Below are 20,064 nucleotides of genomic sequence, written 5' to 3'. Positions count from 1 at the left end.
AATCCTTCAACGTATTGGTTAAAGAGATTCGCTCACTGGGCTTGGATATCGATTTGGAACGCTACTAAACAGAAGTTTTCAGACGGCCTTTTAAGGTCGTCTGAAAAAGCGGTTTCAGAATAAGAATAAAGCAATCGGCATTTAGGCCGTCTGAAATCAAAAGTACCGTTTCCAATATCGAAAATCCGCCACGCGGTAAAAATACTTCCTTCAAGGAGCAAAAATGAATTTGTTGAACTTATTTAATCCGTTGCAAACCGCCGGCATGGAAGAAGAGTTTGATGCCATCAAAATCGGTATTGCCTCTCCCGAAACCATCCGCTCATGGTCTTATGGCGAAGTTAAAAAACCTGAAACCATCAACTACCGTACGTTCAAACCAGAGCGCGACGGTTTGTTCTGCGCCAAAATCTTTGGCCCGGTTAAAGACTATGAATGTTTGTGCGGTAAGTACAAACGCTTGAAATTTAAAGGCGTAACCTGTGAAAAATGTGGCGTAGAAGTTACCCTGTCCAAAGTGCGCCGCGAACGCATGGGCCATATCGAATTGGCAGCACCTGTTGCCCACATTTGGTTCTTAAAATCCCTGCCTTCCCGCCTGGGTATGGTATTGGACATGACGTTGCGTGATATCGAACGTGTATTGTACTTTGAAGCATTCGTGGTGACCGATCCCGGCATGACTCCGTTGCAACGCCGTCAATTGCTGACTGAAGACGATTACTACAACAAGCTGGACGAATATGGCGACGACTTTGATGCCAAAATGGGTGCGGAAGGTATCCGCGAATTGCTGCGCACCTTGGATATTGCCGGCGAGATCGAGATCCTGCGTCAAGAGCTGGAATCTACCGGTTCTGACACCAAAATCAAAAAAATTGCCAAACGCTTGAAAGTGTTGGAAGCCTTCCATCGTTCCGGTATGAAACTGGAGTGGATGATTATGGATGTGCTGCCGGTATTGCCACCTGATTTGCGTCCTTTGGTTCCATTGGATGGCGGTCGTTTTGCCACTTCCGATTTGAACGATTTATACCGTCGCGTCATCAACCGTAACAACCGTCTGAAACGTCTGTTGGAACTGCATGCGCCTGACATCATCGTCCGCAACGAAAAACGTATGTTGCAAGAAGCAGTTGACTCTCTGTTGGATAACGGCCGTCGCGGTAAAGCTATGACCGGTGCCAACAAACGTCCGCTGAAATCATTGGCCGACATGATTAAAGGTAAAGGCGGCCGCTTCCGTCAAAACCTGCTGGGTAAACGTGTGGACTACTCCGGTCGTTCCGTGATTACCGTAGGCCCATACCTGCGTCTGCACCAATGCGGTCTGCCGAAGAAAATGGCTTTGGAACTGTTCAAACCGTTCATTTTCCATAAACTGGAAAAACAAGGTTTGGCTTCTACCGTTAAAGCAGCGAAAAAATTGGTAGAACAAGAAGTACCGGAAGTATGGGACATCTTGGAAGAAGTGATCCGCGAACATCCGATTATGCTGAACCGTGCGCCAACCCTGCACCGTTTGGGTATTCAAGCGTTCGAACCTATCCTGATCGAAGGTAAAGCGATTCAGTTGCATCCGTTGGTATGTGCCGCATTTAACGCCGACTTTGACGGTGACCAAATGGCCGTGCACGTTCCATTGAGCTTGGAAGCACAAATGGAAGCGCGCACGCTGATGCTGGCTTCAAATAACGTATTGTCTCCAGCCAATGGCGAACCAATCATCGTACCTTCTCAAGATATCGTATTGGGTCTGTACTACATGACCCGCGACCGTATCAATGCTAAAGGCGAAGGCAGCCTGTTTGCTGATGTGAAAGAAGTGCATCGTGCATACCATACCAAACAGGTTGAACTGGGTACGAAAATTACCGTACGTCTGCGCGAATGGGTGAAAAACGAAGCAGGTGAGTTTGAGCCTGTCGTTAACCGTTACGAAACAACAGTCGGCCGTGCATTGTTGAGCGAAATCTTGCCTAAAGGCCTGCCGTTCGAGTACATCAACAAAGCGCTGAAGAAAAAAGAAATTTCTAAACTGATTAACGCATCATTCCGTCTGTGCGGCCTGCGTGAAACAGTTATTTTCGCCGACCACCTGATGTATACCGGTTTCGGTTTTGCGGCTAAAGGTGGTATTTCCATTGCGGTTGACGATATGGAAATTCCGAAAGAAAAAGCAGCCTTGCTGGCCGAGGCTAATGCCGAAGTTAAAGAAATCGAAGATCAATACCGTCAAGGTTTGGTAACCAATGGCGAACGTTACAACAAAGTAGTCGATATTTGGGGTCGTGCCGGCGATAAGATCGCTAAAGCGATGATGGATAATCTGTCCAAACAAAAAGTCATCGACCGTGACGGCAACGAAGTTGATCAAGAGTCCTTCAACTCTATTTACATGATGGCCGACTCTGGTGCCCGTGGTTCTGCGGCTCAGATTAAACAGTTGTCCGGTATGCGTGGTTTGATGGCAAAACCTGACGGCTCCATTATTGAAACGCCTATTACCTCTAACTTCCGCGAAGGTTTGACCGTATTGCAATACTTTATTGCGACCCACGGTGCGCGTAAAGGTTTGGCGGATACCGCGTTGAAAACGGCAAACTCTGGTTACCTGACCCGTCGTCTAGTAGACGTAACTCAAGACTTGGTCGTTGTTGAAGACGATTGCGGTACTTCAGATGGCTTTGTTATGAAGGCGGTCGTACAAGGTGGTGATGTGATTGAAGCATTGCGCGATCGTATTTTGGGTCGTGTTACCGCGTCTGACGTTGTTGATCCATCAAGTGGCGAGACCTTAGTTGAAGCCGGTACGTTGTTGACTGAAAAACTGGTGGATATGATTGACCAATCCGGTGTCGATGAAGTCAAAGTCCGTACCCCGATTACTTGTAAAACCCGCCATGGCTTGTGTGCACACTGTTACGGTCGCGACTTGGCACGCGGTAAACTGGTTAATGCCGGTGAGGCTGTAGGTGTCATTGCTGCACAATCTATTGGTGAACCAGGTACTCAGCTGACCATGCGTACGTTCCACATCGGTGGTGCGGCATCCCGCGCGGCTGCTGCCAGCCAAGTGGAAGCTAAATCCAACGGTACAGCTCGTTTCAGCAGCCAAATGCGTTACGTTGCCAACAACAAAGGCGAATTGGTTGTCATTGGCCGCTCTTGTGAAGTTGTGATTCACGATGAAATCGGCCGTGAACGTGAACGCCACAAAGTACCTTACGGTGCAATCCTGTTGGTACAAGACGGCGAAGCCATTAAAGCCGGTCAAACTTTGGCAACTTGGGATCCGCATACCCGTCCGATGATTACCGAACATGCAGGTTTGGTGAAATTCGAAAACGTAGAAGAGGGTGTAACCGTTGCGAAACAGACCGACGATGTAACCGGTTTGTCCACTTTGGTGGTCATCGACGGCAAACGTCGCTCCTCCGGTGCTTCTAAACTGTTGCGTCCGACTGTCAAATTGTTGGATGAAAACGGTTTGGAAATCTGTATCCCAGGTACGACTACGCCGGTTTCTATGGCGTTCCCGGTTGGTGCAGTGATTACTGTCCGTGAAGGTCAGGAAGTCGGTAAGGGTGATGTGTTGGCGCGTATTCCTCAAGCGTCTTCTAAAACCCGCGATATTACCGGTGGTCTGCCGCGCGTTGCTGAGTTGTTTGAAGCACGCGTGCCGAAAGATGCCGGCATGTTGGCTGAAATTACCGGTACCGTTTCCTTCGGTAAAGAAACCAAAGGTAAACAGCGTCTGATTATTACCGACGTAGACGGTGTAGCATACGAAACGCTGATTTCTAAAGAGAAACAGATTTTGGTACACGACGGTCAAGTGGTCAACCGCGGTGAAACCATCGTGGACGGTGCCGTAGATCCGCACGACATTCTGCGTCTGCAAGGTATTGAAGCATTGGCTCGCTACATTGTTCAAGAGGTACAAGAGGTTTACCGCCTGCAAGGTGTGAAGATTTCCGATAAACACATCGAAGTCATCATCCGCCAAATGTTGCGCCGTGTGAACATTGTGGATGCTGGTGATACAGAGTTTATTACCGGCGAACAAGTCGAGCGTAGCGATGTGATGCTTGCCAATGAGAAAGCCATCGCTGAAGGCAAAGAGCCGGCACGTTATGAAAATGTGTTGTTGGGTATTACCAAAGCTTCCTTGTCTACCGACAGCTTCATTTCTGCTGCATCGTTCCAAGAAACAACCCGCGTCTTGACCGAGGCCGCTATCATGGGCAAACAAGACGAGCTGCGCGGTTTGAAAGAGAACGTGATTGTTGGTCGATTGATTCCTGCCGGTACAGGTTTGACTTACCACCGCAGCCGTCACCAACAATGGCAGCAAGCCGATCAAGAAGCTTCTGAAATTGAAGCTTCAGACGAATAATCCGGAAGGATTTTCGTGAAAATAAAACCGCAAGCCAGTCTTGCGGTTTTATTTTATAGAGGGCTTAGATAGGGTAGAGAGCGAGGCCGTCTGAATCTTTCAGACGGCCATTGCTTCCAAAATTTTAAAGATAAATAGAAAAACACTAAACTTTATCAGTCATTTGCTTGACTAAACCCTTGCAATAAAAATATAATTCCAATCTTGTCGACATGGTGTCGGCAAGTATTTAACTCAACAGGACGAGAAAATATGCCAACTATTAACCAATTGGTACGCAAAGGCCGTCAAAAGCCCGTGTACGTAAACAAAGTGCCTGCACTGGAAGCTTGCCCGCAAAAACGCGGCGTATGCACCCGTGTATACACAACTACCCCTAAAAAACCTAACTCTGCATTGCGTAAAGTATGTAAAGTTCGCCTGACCAACGGTTTTGAAGTCATTTCATACATCGGTGGTGAAGGTCATAACCTGCAAGAGCACAGCGTCGTATTGATCCGCGGCGGTCGTGTAAAAGACTTGCCAGGTGTACGTTACCACACTGTACGCGGTTCTTTGGATACTGCAGGTGTTAAAGACCGTAAACAAGCCCGTTCTAAATACGGTGCTAAGCGTCCTAAATAATTATCGGGACTCAAATAGGCACGTCGGCCGCCTAAGCTGAACAACGGCCGAGTAAGTGAATACTTAATTGGGTATTCATGGGAATAGACCCAACTGAATAGACTAAAGGAAATTAAAATGCCAAGACGTAGAGAAGTCCCTAAGCGCGACGTACTGCCAGATCCAAAATTCGGTAGCGTTGAGCTGACTAAATTCATGAACGTATTGATGATTGACGGTAAAAAATCTGTTGCAGAGCGTATCGTTTACGGTGCTCTGGAGCAAATTGAGAAAAAAACCGGCAAAGTAGCAATCGAAGTATTTAACGAAGCCATTGCAAACGCCAAACCTATCGTGGAAGTGAAAAGCCGCCGTGTAGGTGGTGCAAACTACCAAGTTCCTGTTGAAGTTCGTCCTTCACGTCGTCTGGCCTTGGCAATGCGCTGGGTTCGCGATGCGGCCCGTAAACGTGGTGAGAAATCTATGGACCTGCGTTTGGCAGGTGAATTGATTGATGCGGCTGAAGGTCGTGGCGGTGCGTTGAAAAAACGTGAAGAAGTACACCGCATGGCTGAAGCTAACAAAGCATTCTCTCACTTCCGTTTCTAATATCGAAAGGCTAACAAAATGGCTCGTAAGACCCCTATCAGCCTGTATCGCAATATCGGTATTTCTGCCCATATTGACGCGGGTAAAACAACCACAACAGAACGTATTTTGTTCTATACAGGTTTGACTCACAAATTGGGCGAAGTGCATGACGGCGCAGCTACTACCGACTACATGGAACAAGAGCAAGAGCGTGGTATTACCATTACTTCTGCTGCTGTGACTTCTTATTGGTCCGGTATGGCGAAACAGTTCCCTGAGCACCGTTTCAACATCATCGACACCCCGGGACACGTTGACTTCACCGTAGAGGTAGAGCGTTCTATGCGTGTATTGGACGGCGCAGTAATGGTTTACTGTGCAGTAGGCGGTGTTCAACCTCAATCTGAAACCGTATGGCGTCAAGCTAACAAATACCAAGTACCTCGCTTGGCATTTGTAAACAAAATGGACCGTCAAGGTGCTAACTTCTTCCGCGTTGTTGAGCAAATGAAAACCCGTTTGCGCGCAAACCCTGTACCTATCGTAATTCCGGTTGGTGCGGAAGACAGCTTCAGCGGTGTTGTTGACCTGTTGAAAATGAAATCCATTATTTGGAATGAAGCCGATAAAGGTACAACCTTTACCTATGGCGATATTCCTGCTGAATTGGTTGAGACTGCTGAAGAATGGCGTCAAAACATGATTGAAGCCGCAGCAGAAGCCAGCGAAGAATTGATGGACAAATACTTGGGCGGTGATGAGCTGACTGAAGAAGAAATCGTAGGCGCATTGCGTCAACGTACTTTGGCCGGCGAAATTCAACCAATGTTGTGTGGTTCAGCATTTAAAAACAAAGGTGTTCAACGTATGTTGGACGCAGTTGTAGAATTGCTGCCTGCTCCTACCGACATTCCTCCAGTTCAAGGCGTTAACCCTAACACTGAAGAAGCCGACAGCCGCCAAGCAAGCGATGAAGAGAAATTCTCTGCATTAGCGTTCAAAATGTTGAACGATAAATACGTTGGTCAGCTGACTTTCATCCGCGTTTACTCTGGTGTGGTGAAATCCGGTGATACCGTATTGAACTCTGTAAAAGGTACTCGCGAACGTATCGGTCGCTTGGTACAAATGACTGCTGCAGACCGTACTGAAATTGAAGAAGTACGCGCTGGTGACATCGCAGCCGCTATCGGTCTGAAAGACGTAACCACTGGTGAGACCTTGTGTGCAGAAAGCGCACCGATCATCTTGGAACGCATGGAATTCCCTGAGCCGGTAATCCATATTGCCGTTGAGCCGAAAACCAAAGCCGACCAAGAGAAAATGGGTATTGCCCTGAACCGTCTGGCAAAAGAAGACCCTTCTTTCCGTGTTCGTACAGACGAAGAATCTGGTCAAACTATTATTTCCGGTATGGGTGAGCTGCACTTGGAAATTATTGTTGACCGTATGAAACGCGAATTCGGTGTGGAAGCAAACATCGGTGCGCCTCAAGTGGCTTACCGTGAAACCATCCGCAAAGAAGTTGAAGCTGAATATAAACATGCCAAACAATCTGGTGGTAAAGGCCAATACGGTCACGTTGTGATCAAAATGGAGCCTATGGAACCAGGTGGTGCAGGCTACGAATTTATCGATGAAATTAAAGGTGGTGTGATTCCTCGCGAATTTATTCCGTCTGTCGATAAAGGTATTCGCGATACTTTGCCTAACGGTATCGTTGCCGGTTACCCAGTAGTTGACGTACGTGTGCGTTTGATCTTCGGTTCTTCACACGACGTTGACTCCTCTCAACTGGCCTTCGAATTGGCTGCGTCTCAAGCCTTCAAAGAAGGTATGCGTAAAGCCAACCCAGCTCTGTTGGAACCAATCATGGCAGTTGAGGTGGAAACACCTGAAGAATACATGGGTGACGTAATGGGTGACTTGAACCGTCGCCGTGGTGTTGTATTGGGTATGGATGATGACGGTATCGGTGGTAAGAAAGTCCGTGCCGAAGTACCTCTGGCAGAAATGTTCGGTTACTCAACCGACCTGCGTTCTGCAACCCAAGGCCGTGCTACTTACTCCATGGAGTTCAAAAAATACGCTGAAGCTCCTGCTCACGTAGCTGCTGCTGTAACTGAAGCCCGTAAAGGCTAATCAGAAAAGGCCGTCTGAAACTGAAAATAAATTTTCAGACGGCCATTGTTCTTTAATCGATCTTTATATGTAAAGGAATTAGCTCATGGCTAAGGAAAAATTTGAACGTAGCAAACCGCACGTAAACGTTGGTACTATCGGTCACGTTGACCATGGTAAAACCACTCTGACTGCTGCATTGACTACTATTTTGGCTAAAAAATTCGGTGGCGCTGCAAAAGCTTACGACCAAATCGATAACGCTCCTGAAGAAAAAGCCCGTGGTATTACCATTAATACCTCTCACGTAGAATACGAAACTGAAACCCGCCACTACGCACACGTAGACTGCCCGGGCCACGCCGACTACGTTAAAAACATGATTACCGGTGCTGCCCAAATGGACGGCGCTATCTTGGTATGTTCCGCAGCTGACGGTCCTATGCCGCAAACTCGCGAACACATCCTGTTGGCTCGTCAAGTAGGCGTACCTTACATCATCGTGTTCATGAACAAATGCGACATGGTTGACGATGCCGAGCTGTTGGAACTGGTTGAAATGGAAATCCGTGACCTGCTGTCAAGCTACGACTTCCCAGGCGACGACTGCCCAATCGTACAAGGTTCTGCACTGAAAGCTTTGGAAGGTGATGCTGCTTACGAAGAAAAAATCTTCGAACTGGCTGCTGCTTTGGACAGCTACATCCCAACACCTGAGCGTGCTGTGGACAAACCTTTCTTGTTGCCTATTGAAGACGTATTCTCTATCTCCGGTCGTGGTACAGTAGTAACCGGTCGTGTAGAGCGCGGTATCATCCACGTTGGTGACGAGATCGAGATTGTAGGTCTGAAAGAAACCCAAAAAACCACTTGTACCGGTGTTGAAATGTTCCGCAAACTGCTGGACGAAGGTCAAGCAGGTGACAACGTAGGCGTATTGCTGCGTGGTACTAAACGTGAAGACGTAGAGCGTGGTCAAGTATTGGCTAAACCAGGTACTATCACTCCTCACACCAAGTTCAAAGCCGAAGTATACGTACTGAGCAAAGAAGAGGGTGGTCGTCACACTCCATTCTTCGCTAACTACCGCCCACAATTCTACTTCCGTACTACCGACGTAACTGGTGCAGTTACTTTGGAAGAAGGTGTAGAAATGGTAATGCCGGGTGAGAACGTAACCATTACTGTAGAACTGATTGCGCCTATCGCTATGGAAGAAGGTCTGCGCTTTGCGATTCGCGAAGGTGGTCGTACCGTAGGTGCGGGTGTGGTTTCTTCTGTAATCGCTTAATTGAGGGATATTGATAAATGGCAAACCAAAAAATCCGTATCCGCCTGAAAGCTTATGATTACAGTCTGATTGACCGTTCTGCGCAAGAAATCGTTGAAACTGCCAAACGTACTGGCGCTGTTGTTAAAGGTCCGATTCCTTTGCCAACTAAAATCGAACGTTTCAACATCTTGCGTTCTCCTCACGTGAACAAAACTTCTCGTGAACAATTGGAAATCCGTACCCACTTGCGTCTGATGGACATCGTGGACTGGACTGACAAAACTACTGATGCACTGATGAAACTGGATCTTCCAGCAGGTGTAGATGTAGAAATTAAAGTTCAATAAGAACTGAAAAACCGAACAGCTTGGCTGTTCGGTTTTTTATAGAATTCTTAGGCCGTCTGAAAATTTTCAGATATTTGGCAACACTTCATCCGAAAAAAATGGTGGTTTTAAGAAGTTAAATTGAAATTTTTGTTGATATTTCTTTGATTTGTCAATTATAATGGCGGACTTGGTACATCCGTATCAAGTTTAACTTTGTCTGAAAGGCAGGCCAATCGTAGCCCGCCCCTTTACTTAAAAGGAAAATAATCATGACTTTAGGTCTGGTTGGACGCAAAGTTGGTATGACTCGCGTGTTCGACGAGCAGGGTGTTTCTGTTCCGGTAACTGTTTTGGATATGTCTGCCAACCGCGTTACACAAGTGAAATCCAAAGATACTGACGGCTACACTGCTGTACAAGTTACCTTTGGTCAGAAAAAAGCTAATCGTGTCAATAAAACTGAAGCCGGTCACTTTGCTAAAGCAGGTGTTGAAGCTGGTCGCGGTTTGGTTGAGTTTGCTTTGACTGAAGAAAAACTGGCTGAATTGAAAGCCGGTGATGAAATTACCGTTTCTATGTTTGAAGTTGGTCAATTGGTAGATGTAACCGGTACCTCTAAAGGTAAAGGTTTCTCTGGTACGATCAAACGTCATAACTTCGGTGCTCAACGTACTTCCCACGGTAACTCCCGTTCTCATCGTGTTCCTGGTTCTATCGGTATGGCACAAGACCCTGGTCGTGTGTTCCCTGGTAAACGTATGGCAGGTCAATACGGTAACACTAAAGCAACTGTTCAAAAATTGGAAGTTGTGCGTGTTGATGCTGAACGCCAACTCTTGTTGGTTAAAGGTGCTGTTCCGGGTTCGGTTAACAGCGACGTCGTGGTTCGTCCTAGCGTGAAAGTAGGTGCGTAATGGAATTGAAAGTAATTGACGCTAAAGGACAAGTATCTGGCAGCTTGGCTGTTTCTGATGCTTTGTTTGCTCGTGAATACAATGAAGCTCTGGTTCACCAACTGGTTACTGCTTATTTGGCAAATGCCCGTTCTGGTAACCGTGCTCAAAAAACTCGTGCCGAAGTAAACCACTCTACTAAAAAACCATGGCGCCAAAAAGGTACCGGTCGTGCTCGTTCCGGTATGACTTCTTCTCCGCTGTGGCGTAAAGGTGGTCGTGCATTCCCAAACAAACCTGACGAAAACTTTACTCAAAAAGTGAACCGTAAAATGTACCGTGCCGGTATGGCGACTATTTTGTCCCAATTGGCTCGTGACGAACGTTTGTTTGCAATCGAAGCATTGACTGCTGAAACTCCTAAAACCAAAGTTTTTGCCGAACAAGTGAAAAACTTGGGTTTGGAGCAAGTTCTGTTTGTAACTAAACAGCTCGACGAGAATGTTTACTTGGCTTCACGCAACTTGCCTAACGTATTGGTTTTGGAAGCTCAACAAGTTGATCCTTACAGCTTGCTGCGTTACAAAAAAGTCGTTATCACTAAAGATGCAGTTGCACAATTAGAGGAGCAATGGGTATGAATCAACAACGTTTGACTCAAGTAATCTTGGCACCTATCGTTTCTGAAAAAAGCAACGTATTGGCTGAAAAACGTAACCAAATGACGTTTAAAGTTTTGGCAAATGCAACTAAACCTGAAATTAAAGCAGCAGTTGAGTTGCTGTTCGGTGTTCAAGTTGCAGACGTTACTACTGTTACCATTAAAGGTAAAATTAAACGTTTTGGTCGCACTTTAGGTCGTCGCAGCGATGTTAAAAAGGCTTACGTAAGCTTGGCTGCCGGTCAAGAGTTAGATTTGGAAGCCGCTGCTGCAGCTGCAGATAAGGAATAAACAAAATGGCAATCGTTAAAATGAAGCCGACCTCTGCAGGCCGTCGCGGCATGGTTCGCGTGGTAACAGAAGGTTTGCACAAAGGTGCACCTTATGCACCTCTGCTGGAAAAGAAAAATTCTACTGCCGGTCGTAACAACAATGGTCATATCACTACCCGCCATAAAGGTGGTGGCCATAAACACCATTACCGTGTTGTAGATTTTAAACGTAACAAAGACGGTATCCCTGCAAAAGTAGAGCGTATCGAGTATGACCCTAACCGTACTGCATTTATCGCATTGTTGTGTTATGCAGATGGTGAGCGTCGTTATATCATTGCTCCTCGTGGTATTCAAGCCGGCGCAGTATTGGTTTCCGGTGCTGAAGCCGCTATCAAAGTAGGTAACACTCTGCCGATTCGCAATATTCCAGTTGGTACAACTATTCACTGTATTGAAATGAAACCAGGTAAAGGTGCACAAATTGCCCGTTCAGCTGGTGCTTCTGCGGTATTGCTTGCAAAAGAAGGTGCTTACGCTCAAGTTCGTTTGCGTTCTGGTGAAGTGCGCAAAATTAGCGTAAATTGCCGTGCAACTATCGGTGAGGTTGGTAACGAAGAACAAAGCCTGAAAAAAATCGGCAAAGCTGGTGCTAACCGCTGGCGTGGTATTCGTCCGACCGTTCGTGGTGTTGTCATGAACCCTGTCGATCACCCACATGGTGGTGGTGAAGGCCGTACTGGTGAAGCTCGCGAACCGGTTAGCCCATGGGGTACTCCTGCTAAGGGCTACCGCACTCGTAATAACAAACGCACGGATAACATGATTGTTCGTCGTCGTTACTCAAATAAAGGTTAATTAGTATGGCTCGTTCATTAAAAAAAGGCCCATATGTAGACCTGCATTTGCTGAAAAAAGTAGATGCTGCTCGTGCAAGCAACGACAAACGCCCAATTAAAACTTGGTCACGTCGTTCTACCATTTTGCCTGATTTCATTGGTCTGACTATCGCTGTACACAACGGTCGCACTCACGTGCCTGTGTTTATCAGTGACAACATGGTTGGTCATAAATTAGGTGAGTTCTCATTGACCCGTACCTTTAAAGGCCACTTGGCCGATAAAAAGGCTAAAAAGAAATAAGGTGAATCATGAGAGTAAGTGCACAACATAAAAATGCCCGTATTTCAGCTCAAAAGGCTCGCTTGGTAGCTGATTTGATTCGTGGTAAAGACGTTGCCCAAGCTTTGAATATCTTGGCATTCAGCCCTAAAAAAGGTGCTGAGCTGATTAAAAAAGTATTGGAATCAGCAATCGCTAATGCCGAGCACAACAATGGTGCTGACATTGACGAACTGAAAGTGGTAACTATCTTTGTTGACAAAGGCCCAAGCTTGAAACGTTTCCAAGCTCGTGCCAAAGGTCGCGGTAACCGCATCGAGAAACAAACTTGTCATATTAATGTGACAGTGGGCAACTAAGGAAAAGCTATGGGACAAAAGATTAACCCTACAGGCTTTCGCCTGGCGGTAACTAAAGACTGGGCTTCAAAATGGTTTGCTAAAAGCACCGACTTTTCAACTGTTTTGAAACAAGATATTGATGTTCGTAATTACTTGCGCAAAAAATTGGCAAATGCTTCAGTTGGTCGCGTAGTAATCGAACGTCCTGCTAAATCTGCACGTATCACTATCCACTCTGCTCGTCCAGGTGTGGTTATTGGTAAAAAAGGTGAGGATATCGAAATCTTGAAACGTGACTTGCAAGCTCTGATGGGTGTGCCAGTTCATGTAAATATTGAAGAGATTCGCCGTCCTGAGTTGGATGCGCAAATTATTGCTGATGGTATTGCCCAGCAGCTTGAAAAACGTGTTCAATTCCGTCGTGCAATGAAACGTGCAATGCAAAATGCAATGCGTTCTGGTGCCAAAGGCATCAAGATCATGACTTCAGGCCGTCTGAATGGTGCTGATATAGCTCGTAGCGAATGGTACCGTGAAGGTCGCGTACCTTTGCATACTTTGCGTGCAAATGTAGATTATGCAACTAGCGAAGCGCACACTACTTATGGTGTACTGGGTCTGAAAGTTTGGGTTTATACAGAAGGTAATATTAAATCTTCTAAACCTGAGCATGAGAAGAAACAAAGAAAGGCAGGTGGACGTAATGCTGCAGCCAACTAGACTGAAATATCGCAAGCAACAAAAAGGTCGTAACACAGGTATTGCTACTCGCGGTAACAAAGTAAGTTTCGGTGAGTTCGGTTTGAAAGCCGTAGGTCGTGGTCGTTTGACTGCCCGCCAAATCGAAGCTGCTCGTCGTACTATGACTCGTCATATTAAACGTGGTGGTCGCATTTGGATTCGTGTATTCCCTGATAAACCAATTACTGAGAAACCTATCCAAGTTCGTATGGGTGGCGGTAAAGGTAATGTGGAATATTACATTGCTGAAATTAAACCAGGCAAAGTATTGTACGAAATGGACGGTGTTCCTGAGTCTTTGGCTCGTGAAGCATTTGAATTGGCTGCTGCCAAATTGCCTATTCCTACAACCTTTGTGGTAAGACAGGTGGGTCAATAATGAAAGCAAATGAATTGAAAGACAAATCTATTGAGCAATTAAACTCTGATTTGTTGGACTTGTTGAAAGCTCAGTTTGGCTTGCGCATGCAAAATGCAACCGGTCAGTTGGGTAAATCTAGCGAGTTGAAACGTGTACGTCGCGATATTGCTCGTATTAAAACCATTTTAACTGAAAAAGGTGCTAAGTAATGAGCGAAGCTAAAAATGTTCGTACTTTGCAAGGCAAAGTGGTAAGCGACAAAATGGACAAAACTGTTACAGTATTGGTTGAGCGTAAAGTTAAACACCCTCTGTACGGTAAAATCATTCGTTTATCAACTAAAATCCATGCACATGATGAAAGCAATCAATATGGCATCGGTGATGTAGTGGTAATCGAAGAATCTCGTCCTTTGTCAAAAACCAAGTCTTGGGTTGTCAAAGAATTGGTTGAGAAAGCACGTACTGTTTGATTTAAAATACAGTAATGTAGCTTAATAAGAAACGAAGTCTTGCAGCAAATTTGATTTGCGTGTAAACTTCGTTTCTTATCTTCCAGCTTCTTATGGAAGTTTCTCTCCCTTCGGGATCCAAGACTGGTTTACTAGAACCGTGATGGTTTCATTTAATAAGCAGCTTAAAGTAAGGTGCGAGTTATATGAAAGTGGTAAATTAAGTTGGTTAATTTAAAGGTACTAATATGATTCAAATGCAGACCATCTTAGATGTGGCTGATAACTCTGGTGCGCGTCGCGTGATGTGCATCAAGGTATTGGGCGGATCTAAGCGTCGCTACGCTTCTGTTGGCGATATTATTAAAGTTGCAGTTAAAGATGCAGCCCCACGTGGTCGTGTCAAAAAAGGTGATGTATACAATGCGGTAGTTGTTCGTACTGCTAAGGGTGTGCGTCGTCCTGATGGTGCGCTAATTAAATTTGATAACAACGCCGCTGTGTTATTAAATAATAAACTTGAGCCTCTGGGTACTCGTATTTTTGGCCCGGTAACCCGTGAATTGCGTACTGAGCGATTTATGAAAATCGTTTCATTGGCGCCCGAAGTATTATAAGGAATAGCGCGATGAATAAAATCATTAAAGGCGATCAGGTTGTAGTGATTGCCGGTAAAGATAAAGGTAAGCAAGGTCAAGTAGTTCGAGTGTTGGGTGATAAAGTTGTTGTTGAAGGTGTGAATGTTGTCAAACGCCATCAAAAACCTAATCCAATGCGTGGTATTGAGGGTGGTATTATTACTAAAGAAATGCCTTTGGATATTTCTAATATTGCAATCCTGAATCCGGAAACTAATAAAGCAGACCGTGTTGGTATTAAGCTGATTGAAAATGAAGGCAAAGTTAAACGCGTTCGTTTCTTCAAATCAAATGGCTCTATCATTGGAGCATAAGGAGATAACATGGCTCGTTTGAGAGAGTTTTATAAAGATACAGTTGTTCCTGAATTGGTTAAACAATTTGGTTACAAATCAGTAATGGAAGTTCCACGTATTGAAAAAATTACCTTGAATATGGGTGTAGGTGAAGCTGTTGCTGATAAAAAAGTAATGGAGCATGCTGTTTCTGATTTAGAGAAAATTGCTGGTCAAAAACCAGTTGTTACAGTTGCCCGTAAATCTATCGCAGGTTTTAAAATCCGTGATAACTATCCAGTTGGTTGCAAAGTAACATTGCGTCGTGATCAAATGTTTGAATTCTTAGATCGTTTGATTACTATTGCATTGCCTCGCGTACGTGACTTCCGCGGTGTAAGTGGTAAATCATTTGATGGTCGTGGCAATTACAATATGGGCGTTCGTGAGCAAATTATTTTCCCGGAAATTGAATACGATAAAATCGATGCTTTGCGTGGTTTGAATATTACTATTACAACTACTGCAAAAACTGATGAAGAAGCGAAAGCTTTGTTGTCACTGTTCAAGTTTCCGTTTAAAGGATAATCATGGCTAAGAAAGCACTTATTAATCGTGAGCTGAAACGTCAAGCATTGGCGAAAAAGTTTGCAGCTAAACGTGAGGCAATTTTCGCTGTTATTAATGATGCTAATGCGACTGAAGAAGAACGTTTTGAGGCACGTTTGAAATTTCAATCCATTCCTCGTAATGCAGCACCTGTACGTCAACGTCGTCGTTGTGCTTTAACAGGTCGTCCTCGTGGCACTTTCCGTAAATTTGGTTTGGGCCGTATTAAAATCCGTGAAATCGCTATGCGTGGCGAGATTCCTGGTGTTGTTAAAGCTAGCTGGTAATAGGAGTATAAATAATGAGTATGCATGATCCTATTTCCGATATGTTGACTCGTATTCGCAATGCGCAACGTGCTAATAAAGCAACTGTTGCCATGCCTTCTTCAAAATTGAAATGTGCAATTGCAAAAGTTCTGAAAGATGAAGGCTATATCGAGGATTTTACGGTTTCTGCTGATGCAAAACCGGTATTGGAAATTCAATTGAAATACTATGCAGGTCGCCCTGTGATTGAGCAAATTAAACGTGTTTCACGTCCTGGTTTGCGTATTTACAAAGCATCAAGCGAGATCCCTAGCGTAATGAATGGCTTGGGTGTTGCTATTGTTAGTACTTCTAAAGGTGTGATGACTGATCGCAAAGCCCGTTCTGAGGGTGTTGGTGGTGAGTTGTTGTGCATCGTAGCCTAGTGGAGAAATGTAAATGTCACGCGTCGCAAAAAACCCAGTGACTGTTCCTGCTGGTGTAGAAGTAAAATTCGGAACAGATGCATTGGTAATCAAAGGTAAACATGGCGAATTGTCCTTTCCTTTGCATTCCGATGTTGCTATTGAACTAAACGATGGTAAATTGACTTTTGCTGCAAAAAATGACAGTAAACAGGCTAATGCTATGTCTGGTACTGCTCGTGCATTGGTTAATAACATGGTTAAGGGTGTTTCTGAAGGTTTTGAGAAAAAACTTCAATTGATTGGTGTGGGTTATCGTGCCCAAGCGCAAGGCAAAGTTTTGAACTTATCTTTGGGTTTCTCTCATCCAATCGTATATGAAATGCCTGAAGGTGTTTCTGTTCAAACTCCTAGCCAAACAGAAATCGTTTTGACTGGTGCAGATAAACAAGTGGTTGGCCAAGTCGCTGCTGAAATTCGTGCATTCCGTTCTCCTGAGCCTTATAAAGGCAAAGGTGTTCGTTATGTAGGTGAAGTAGTAGTGATGAAAGAAGCCAAGAAAAAATAATTGAGGTTCACTAATGGATAAACATACAACCCGACTCCGTCGTGCACGCAAAACCCGTGCGCGTATTGCGGACTTGAAAATGGTAAGATTATGTGTGTTCCGCAGCAATAATCATATTTATGCTCAAGTAATTAGTGCTGAAGGTGATAAAGTATTGGCTCAAGCCTCTACATTGGAAGCTGAAGTACGTAGTAGCCTGAAATCAGGTAGCAACGTTGAAGCAGCAGCTGTAGTTGGTAAGCGTATTGCTGAAAAAGCTAAAGCAGTAGGTGTTGAAAAAGTTGCTTTTGACCGTTCAGGTTTCCAATATCACGGTCGTGTGAAAGCTTTGGCTGAAGCTGCACGTGAAAATGGTTTAAGCTTCTAATATTTGGAGACTTTCAGATGGCAAAACATGAAATTGAAGAACGCGGTGACGGCCTGATTGAAAAGATGGTCGCAGTTAATCGCGTGACTAAAGTAGTTAAAGGTGGCCGTATCATGGCTTTCTCTGCACTGACTGTTGTTGGTGATGGTGATGGTCGCATCGGTATGGGTAAGGGTAAATCAAAAGAAGTGCCAGTTGCTGTTCAAAAAGCAATGGATCAAGCACGCCGCTCCATGATTAAAGTACCTTTGAAAAATGGTACTATTCATCATGAAGTTATTGGTCGTCATGGCGCTACTAAAGTATTTATGCAACCTGCTAAAGAAGGTAGCGGTGTAAAAGCTGGTGGTCCAATGCGTTTAGTATTTGATGCTATGGGTATCCATAACATCTCAGCTAAAGTGCATGGTTCTACTAACCCTTACAATATTGTACGTGCTACATTAGACGGTTTGTCTAAACTGTATACCCCTGCTGATATTGCCGCTAAACGTGGCTTGACAGTAGAAGATATTTTGGGAGCTAACCATGACTGAGCAAAAAAAGATTAAAGTTACATTGGTTAAGAGCCTGATCGGTACAATTGAATCTCATCGTGCTTGTGCTCGTGGCTTAGGTTTGCGTCGCCGTGAGCATACAGTAGAGGTTTTAGATACCCCTGAAAACCGTGGTATGATCAATAAAATCAGCTACTTGTTGAAAGTGGAGTCTTAATATGTTTTTGAATACTATTCAACCTGCTGAGGGTGCTACTCACGCTAGTCGTCGTGTAGGCCGTGGTATTGGTAGTGGCCTGGGTAAGACAGGTGGTCGTGGCCATAAAGGTCAAAAAAGCCGTGCTGGCGGTTTCCACAAGGTAGGTTTTGAAGGTGGTCAAATGCCTTTGCAACGTCGCCTGCCTAAGCGTGGTTTCAAATCTTTGACTGCTGCCGCTAATGCTGAAGTTCGTTTGAGTGAGTTGAATCTGATTGCTGTAAACGAAATTGATGTTTTGGTTCTTAAACAAGCTGGTCTAATTCCTGCGACTGCTTCTAATGTAAAAGTTATTGCTTCTGGTGAGATTTCTAAAGCAGTTACCTTGAAAGGTGTAAAAGCTACTAAAGGTGCTAAAGCTGCAATTGAAGCTGCTGGTGGCAAAGTAGAAGAATAAGGCTTGCACTATAGTGGCTAATCAACAATCTTTATCAGGATTATCCAAATTTGGAGATCTGAAAAAACGTCTAGTGTTTCTATTAGGAGCTTTAGTCGTTTTCCGTATTGGTGCTCATATACCGGTACCGGGCGTAGATGCTGTTGCATTAGCTAAGTTATACGAAGGCGCTGCAAACGGCATATTCGGAATGTTAAATATGTTCTCGGGTGGTTCGTTGGAGCGCTTTAGTATATTTGCAATTGGTATCATGCCTTATATTTCATCGTCGATTATTGTTCAGCTTGCTTCAGAGATCATTCCTTCTTTAAAAGCTTTAAAAAAGGAAGGTGAGGCTGGTCGGAAAATAATTACGAAATATACTAGGTATGGGACGGTATTATTGGCTGTATTACAAAGCTTTGGTGTTGCAACATTTGTTTATCAACAAGGAGTTGTTGTAACAAGTTCGCTTGAGTTTCATATTTCTACAGTAGTCTGTTTGGTTACAGGTACGATGTTTTTGATGTGGTTGGGGGAGCAGATTACCGAGCGTGGTATCGGTAATGGCATTTCCTTAATTATTACAGCAGGTATTGTATCGGGTATTCCATCTGGTATTGTTCGGTTGTTGACTTTGACTGAACAAGGCTCTATGAGTATGTTAATGGCAGTATCCATTGTTATTGGTATTTTGCTGTTGATCTATGCTGTAGTATATTTTGAAAGTGCTCAGCGTAAGGTTCCTGTGCATTATGCTAAAAGGCAATTTGGCTCTGGAATGATGCCAGGACAAAGCATTCATATGCCGTTCAAGCTAAATATGGCCGGTGTTATTCCTCCTATTTTTGCTTCCAGTATTATCCTTTTTCCATCTACTCTTTTAGGTTGGTTTGGTTCAAATAGTACGAATTCTATTCTTCACAAGGTTGCTGCAATGCTGCAACATGGGCAGCCTTTGTATATTGTATTATTTGCAACAACTATTATCTTCTTCTGCTATTTCTATACTGCTTTAGTATTTAGCCCTAAAGAAATGGCTGAGAATTTGAAGAAAAGTGGTGCATTTGTACCTGGTATTCGCCCGGGTGAGCAAACTTCTAGATATTTGGAAAAAGTTGTACTGAGACTGACATTATTTGGTGCTTTGTATATCACTACAATCTGTCTGATACCTGAATTTTTAACGACAGCATTGAATGTGCCTTTCTATTTAGGAGGAACGTCTTTGCTTATCTTGGTTGTCGTTACAATGGATTTTAGGACGCAAATCAATTCCTACGTAATGAGTAGTCAGTATGAAGATTTGATGAGTCGTCCAGATATGAAATCTTTATCACGTAAGTAGGCTTATGGCTAAAGAAGATACCATACAGATGCAGGGTGAAATCCTTGAGACTTTGCCCAATGCAACGTTTAAAGTAAAACTGGAAAATGATCATGTAGTACTTGGTCATATCTCTGGAAAAATGCGAATGCACTATATCCGTATTTCTCCAGGTGATAAGGTAACAGTTGAACTAACTCCTTATGATTTAACCCGTGCTCGGATTGTTTTCCGAGCAAGATAAACGATAAAAGGAAATAAAATGCGTGTACAACCTTCTGTAAAGAAAATTTGTCGCAATTGCAAGATTATTCGTCGTAA

General features: G+C 44.4%; 29 protein-coding genes. All 29 read left to right on the top strand.

Going from position 1 to position 20,064, the window contains the following annotated elements:
* Positions 1 to 223 precede the first annotated feature (223 nt).
* Positions 224 to 4,399 carry a DNA-directed RNA polymerase subunit beta' gene (rpoC, locus tag ACTHUT_RS05955; RefSeq protein ID WP_440386595.1) on the top strand — a complete coding sequence of 1,392 codons (4,176 nt, stop codon included), beginning with the start codon at positions 224 to 226 and terminating at the stop codon, positions 4,397 to 4,399.
* A 252-nt stretch (positions 4,400 to 4,651) separates the two neighbouring features.
* Positions 4,652 to 5,023 carry a 30S ribosomal protein S12 gene (rpsL, locus tag ACTHUT_RS05950; protein WP_002218431.1) on the top strand — a complete coding sequence of 124 codons (372 nt, stop codon included), beginning with the start codon at positions 4,652 to 4,654 and terminating at the stop codon, positions 5,021 to 5,023.
* Between the two features lie 117 nt (positions 5,024 to 5,140).
* Positions 5,141 to 5,611, top strand: a complete 471-nt coding sequence (gene rpsG, locus ACTHUT_RS05945; RefSeq protein WP_002240962.1) for a 30S ribosomal protein S7 — start codon at positions 5,141 to 5,143, stop codon at positions 5,609 to 5,611.
* A gap of 18 nt (positions 5,612 to 5,629) precedes the next feature.
* Positions 5,630 to 7,735, top strand: a complete 2,106-nt coding sequence (gene fusA / locus ACTHUT_RS05940) for an elongation factor G (protein ID WP_036491326.1) — start codon at positions 5,630 to 5,632, stop codon at positions 7,733 to 7,735.
* 85 nt (positions 7,736 to 7,820) lie between these two features.
* Positions 7,821 to 9,005 (top strand): elongation factor Tu, encoded by a 1,185-nt coding sequence (tuf, locus tag ACTHUT_RS05935; protein WP_002215366.1) that lies wholly within the window; start codon positions 7,821 to 7,823, stop codon positions 9,003 to 9,005.
* 17 nt (positions 9,006 to 9,022) lie between these two features.
* Positions 9,023 to 9,334 (top strand): 30S ribosomal protein S10, encoded by a 312-nt coding sequence (rpsJ, locus tag ACTHUT_RS05930; protein WP_002642322.1) that lies wholly within the window; start codon positions 9,023 to 9,025, stop codon positions 9,332 to 9,334.
* Positions 9,335 to 9,585: 251 nt separating this feature from the next.
* A complete protein-coding gene (gene rplC, locus ACTHUT_RS05925; protein ID WP_004464584.1) occupies positions 9,586 to 10,230 on the top strand; it encodes a 50S ribosomal protein L3 in 645 nt (214 codons plus the stop codon).
* Positions 10,230 to 10,850 (top strand): 50S ribosomal protein L4, encoded by a 621-nt coding sequence (gene rplD / locus ACTHUT_RS05920; protein ID WP_003684798.1) that lies wholly within the window; start codon positions 10,230 to 10,232, stop codon positions 10,848 to 10,850. Before rplC ends, rplD begins: the two co-directional genes overlap by 1 nt.
* Positions 10,847 to 11,161, top strand: coding sequence for a 50S ribosomal protein L23 (gene rplW, locus ACTHUT_RS05915; RefSeq protein ID WP_003749274.1), 315 nt, complete (start codon positions 10,847 to 10,849; stop codon positions 11,159 to 11,161). The genes rplD and rplW overlap by 4 nt, the downstream gene beginning before the upstream one ends.
* A 5-nt stretch (positions 11,162 to 11,166) precedes the next feature.
* On the top strand, positions 11,167 to 12,000 hold the full coding sequence (rplB, locus tag ACTHUT_RS05910; RefSeq protein ID WP_003684813.1) for a 50S ribosomal protein L2: 834 nt from the start codon (positions 11,167 to 11,169) through the stop codon (positions 11,998 to 12,000).
* A gap of 5 nt (positions 12,001 to 12,005) precedes the next feature.
* On the top strand, positions 12,006 to 12,284 hold the full coding sequence (gene rpsS / locus ACTHUT_RS05905; RefSeq protein ID WP_002215422.1) for a 30S ribosomal protein S19: 279 nt from the start codon (positions 12,006 to 12,008) through the stop codon (positions 12,282 to 12,284).
* 8 nt (positions 12,285 to 12,292) lie between these two features.
* Entirely contained in the window at positions 12,293 to 12,622 is a 330-nt protein-coding gene (gene rplV, locus ACTHUT_RS05900; protein WP_003749277.1) for a 50S ribosomal protein L22, read from the top strand.
* A gap of 9 nt (positions 12,623 to 12,631) precedes the next feature.
* The gene (gene rpsC / locus ACTHUT_RS05895; RefSeq protein ID WP_003684753.1) at positions 12,632 to 13,324 is read left to right on the top strand and encodes a 30S ribosomal protein S3; all 693 of its coding nucleotides are present in this window, start codon (positions 12,632 to 12,634) and stop codon (positions 13,322 to 13,324) included.
* The gene (rplP, locus tag ACTHUT_RS05890) at positions 13,308 to 13,724 is read left to right on the top strand and encodes a 50S ribosomal protein L16 (RefSeq protein ID WP_003749279.1); all 417 of its coding nucleotides are present in this window, start codon (positions 13,308 to 13,310) and stop codon (positions 13,722 to 13,724) included. The genes rpsC and rplP overlap by 17 nt, the downstream gene beginning before the upstream one ends.
* On the top strand, positions 13,724 to 13,915 hold the full coding sequence (gene rpmC / locus ACTHUT_RS05885) for a 50S ribosomal protein L29 (protein ID WP_003684705.1): 192 nt from the start codon (positions 13,724 to 13,726) through the stop codon (positions 13,913 to 13,915). The genes rplP and rpmC overlap by 1 nt, the downstream gene beginning before the upstream one ends.
* Positions 13,915 to 14,178, top strand: coding sequence for a 30S ribosomal protein S17 (gene rpsQ, locus ACTHUT_RS05880; RefSeq protein ID WP_003749281.1), 264 nt, complete (start codon positions 13,915 to 13,917; stop codon positions 14,176 to 14,178). The genes rpmC and rpsQ overlap by 1 nt, the downstream gene beginning before the upstream one ends.
* A gap of 227 nt (positions 14,179 to 14,405) precedes the next feature.
* The gene (rplN, locus tag ACTHUT_RS05875; protein ID WP_002215434.1) at positions 14,406 to 14,774 is read left to right on the top strand and encodes a 50S ribosomal protein L14; all 369 of its coding nucleotides are present in this window, start codon (positions 14,406 to 14,408) and stop codon (positions 14,772 to 14,774) included.
* Between the two features lie 11 nt (positions 14,775 to 14,785).
* Positions 14,786 to 15,109, top strand: coding sequence for a 50S ribosomal protein L24 (gene rplX / locus ACTHUT_RS05870; protein WP_049348887.1), 324 nt, complete (start codon positions 14,786 to 14,788; stop codon positions 15,107 to 15,109).
* A gap of 9 nt (positions 15,110 to 15,118) precedes the next feature.
* A complete protein-coding gene (gene rplE, locus ACTHUT_RS05865) occupies positions 15,119 to 15,658 on the top strand; it encodes a 50S ribosomal protein L5 (protein WP_003684750.1) in 540 nt (179 codons plus the stop codon).
* 2 nt (positions 15,659 to 15,660) lie between these two features.
* Positions 15,661 to 15,966: a 30S ribosomal protein S14 gene (rpsN, locus tag ACTHUT_RS05860; protein ID WP_003684736.1), complete on the top strand. Its 306-nt coding sequence runs from the start codon at positions 15,661 to 15,663 to the stop codon at positions 15,964 to 15,966.
* A 14-nt stretch (positions 15,967 to 15,980) separates the two neighbouring features.
* Positions 15,981 to 16,373 (top strand): 30S ribosomal protein S8, encoded by a 393-nt coding sequence (rpsH, locus tag ACTHUT_RS05855; protein WP_003749283.1) that lies wholly within the window; start codon positions 15,981 to 15,983, stop codon positions 16,371 to 16,373.
* A gap of 13 nt (positions 16,374 to 16,386) precedes the next feature.
* On the top strand, positions 16,387 to 16,920 hold the full coding sequence (gene rplF, locus ACTHUT_RS05850) for a 50S ribosomal protein L6 (protein WP_003749285.1): 534 nt from the start codon (positions 16,387 to 16,389) through the stop codon (positions 16,918 to 16,920).
* 13 nt (positions 16,921 to 16,933) lie between these two features.
* Positions 16,934 to 17,287, top strand: coding sequence for a 50S ribosomal protein L18 (gene rplR, locus ACTHUT_RS05845; RefSeq protein ID WP_003749287.1), 354 nt, complete (start codon positions 16,934 to 16,936; stop codon positions 17,285 to 17,287).
* A 17-nt stretch (positions 17,288 to 17,304) separates the two neighbouring features.
* Positions 17,305 to 17,823 carry a 30S ribosomal protein S5 gene (gene rpsE, locus ACTHUT_RS05840; protein WP_003684704.1) on the top strand — a complete coding sequence of 173 codons (519 nt, stop codon included), beginning with the start codon at positions 17,305 to 17,307 and terminating at the stop codon, positions 17,821 to 17,823.
* Positions 17,816 to 18,001, top strand: a complete 186-nt coding sequence (gene rpmD, locus ACTHUT_RS05835; RefSeq protein ID WP_003684808.1) for a 50S ribosomal protein L30 — start codon at positions 17,816 to 17,818, stop codon at positions 17,999 to 18,001. Before rpsE ends, rpmD begins: the two co-directional genes overlap by 8 nt.
* 1 nt (position 18,002) lies before the next feature.
* Complete coding sequence (rplO, locus tag ACTHUT_RS05830) at positions 18,003 to 18,437, top strand: 50S ribosomal protein L15 (RefSeq protein ID WP_003749291.1); 435 nt, start codon at positions 18,003 to 18,005, stop codon at positions 18,435 to 18,437.
* Between the two features lie 13 nt (positions 18,438 to 18,450).
* Positions 18,451 to 19,764 carry a preprotein translocase subunit SecY gene (gene secY, locus ACTHUT_RS05825; protein WP_049323404.1) on the top strand — a complete coding sequence of 438 codons (1,314 nt, stop codon included), beginning with the start codon at positions 18,451 to 18,453 and terminating at the stop codon, positions 19,762 to 19,764.
* Positions 19,765 to 19,768: 4 nt separating this feature from the next.
* A complete protein-coding gene (gene infA / locus ACTHUT_RS05820) occupies positions 19,769 to 19,987 on the top strand; it encodes a translation initiation factor IF-1 (RefSeq protein WP_003684714.1) in 219 nt (72 codons plus the stop codon).
* A gap of 18 nt (positions 19,988 to 20,005) precedes the next feature.
* Positions 20,006 to 20,064, top strand: a 59-nt coding sequence (rpmJ, locus tag ACTHUT_RS05815) for a 50S ribosomal protein L36 (protein WP_440418699.1), incomplete at its 3' end; no start/stop codon positions are given.

This window comes from Neisseria sp. P0022.S010, from assembly GCF_051956635.1.
The sequence above is the reverse complement of the archived record's forward strand: the minus strand, read 5'-3'. Positions and strand labels throughout refer to the sequence as shown.

Bases quoted from the DNA above. Each gene is read 5' to 3' on its own strand.
- rpmD (WP_003684808.1), top strand. From the start codon at position 17,816: ATGACTGAGCAAAAAAAGATTAAAGTTACATTGGTTAAGAGCCTGATC.
- fusA (WP_036491326.1), top strand. From the start codon at position 5,630: ATGGCTCGTAAGACCCCTATCAGCCTGTATCGCAATATCGGTATTTCT.
- rpoC (WP_440386595.1), top strand. From the start codon at position 224: ATGAATTTGTTGAACTTATTTAATCCGTTGCAAACCGCCGGCATGGAA.
- rpmC (WP_003684705.1), top strand. From the start codon at position 13,724: ATGAAAGCAAATGAATTGAAAGACAAATCTATTGAGCAATTAAACTCT.
- rpsH (WP_003749283.1), top strand. From the start codon at position 15,981: ATGAGTATGCATGATCCTATTTCCGATATGTTGACTCGTATTCGCAAT.
- rpsJ (WP_002642322.1), top strand. From the start codon at position 9,023: ATGGCAAACCAAAAAATCCGTATCCGCCTGAAAGCTTATGATTACAGT.
- infA (WP_003684714.1), top strand. From the start codon at position 19,769: ATGGCTAAAGAAGATACCATACAGATGCAGGGTGAAATCCTTGAGACT.
- rpsN (WP_003684736.1), top strand. From the start codon at position 15,661: ATGGCTAAGAAAGCACTTATTAATCGTGAGCTGAAACGTCAAGCATTG.
- rpsS (WP_002215422.1), top strand. From the start codon at position 12,006: ATGGCTCGTTCATTAAAAAAAGGCCCATATGTAGACCTGCATTTGCTG.
- rplV (WP_003749277.1), top strand. From the start codon at position 12,293: ATGAGAGTAAGTGCACAACATAAAAATGCCCGTATTTCAGCTCAAAAG.
- rplC (WP_004464584.1), top strand. From the start codon at position 9,586: ATGACTTTAGGTCTGGTTGGACGCAAAGTTGGTATGACTCGCGTGTTC.
- rplP (WP_003749279.1), top strand. From the start codon at position 13,308: ATGCTGCAGCCAACTAGACTGAAATATCGCAAGCAACAAAAAGGTCGT.
- rplW (WP_003749274.1), top strand. From the start codon at position 10,847: ATGAATCAACAACGTTTGACTCAAGTAATCTTGGCACCTATCGTTTCT.
- rplB (WP_003684813.1), top strand. From the start codon at position 11,167: ATGGCAATCGTTAAAATGAAGCCGACCTCTGCAGGCCGTCGCGGCATG.
- rplD (WP_003684798.1), top strand. From the start codon at position 10,230: ATGGAATTGAAAGTAATTGACGCTAAAGGACAAGTATCTGGCAGCTTG.
- tuf (WP_002215366.1), top strand. From the start codon at position 7,821: ATGGCTAAGGAAAAATTTGAACGTAGCAAACCGCACGTAAACGTTGGT.
- rpsG (WP_002240962.1), top strand. From the start codon at position 5,141: ATGCCAAGACGTAGAGAAGTCCCTAAGCGCGACGTACTGCCAGATCCA.
- rplN (WP_002215434.1), top strand. From the start codon at position 14,406: ATGATTCAAATGCAGACCATCTTAGATGTGGCTGATAACTCTGGTGCG.
- rpsL (WP_002218431.1), top strand. From the start codon at position 4,652: ATGCCAACTATTAACCAATTGGTACGCAAAGGCCGTCAAAAGCCCGTG.
- rpsE (WP_003684704.1), top strand. From the start codon at position 17,305: ATGGCAAAACATGAAATTGAAGAACGCGGTGACGGCCTGATTGAAAAG.
- rpsC (WP_003684753.1), top strand. From the start codon at position 12,632: ATGGGACAAAAGATTAACCCTACAGGCTTTCGCCTGGCGGTAACTAAA.
- rplR (WP_003749287.1), top strand. From the start codon at position 16,934: ATGGATAAACATACAACCCGACTCCGTCGTGCACGCAAAACCCGTGCG.
- rplE (WP_003684750.1), top strand. From the start codon at position 15,119: ATGGCTCGTTTGAGAGAGTTTTATAAAGATACAGTTGTTCCTGAATTG.
- rplX (WP_049348887.1), top strand. From the start codon at position 14,786: ATGAATAAAATCATTAAAGGCGATCAGGTTGTAGTGATTGCCGGTAAA.
- rplF (WP_003749285.1), top strand. From the start codon at position 16,387: ATGTCACGCGTCGCAAAAAACCCAGTGACTGTTCCTGCTGGTGTAGAA.
- rpsQ (WP_003749281.1), top strand. From the start codon at position 13,915: ATGAGCGAAGCTAAAAATGTTCGTACTTTGCAAGGCAAAGTGGTAAGC.
- rplO (WP_003749291.1), top strand. From the start codon at position 18,003: ATGTTTTTGAATACTATTCAACCTGCTGAGGGTGCTACTCACGCTAGT.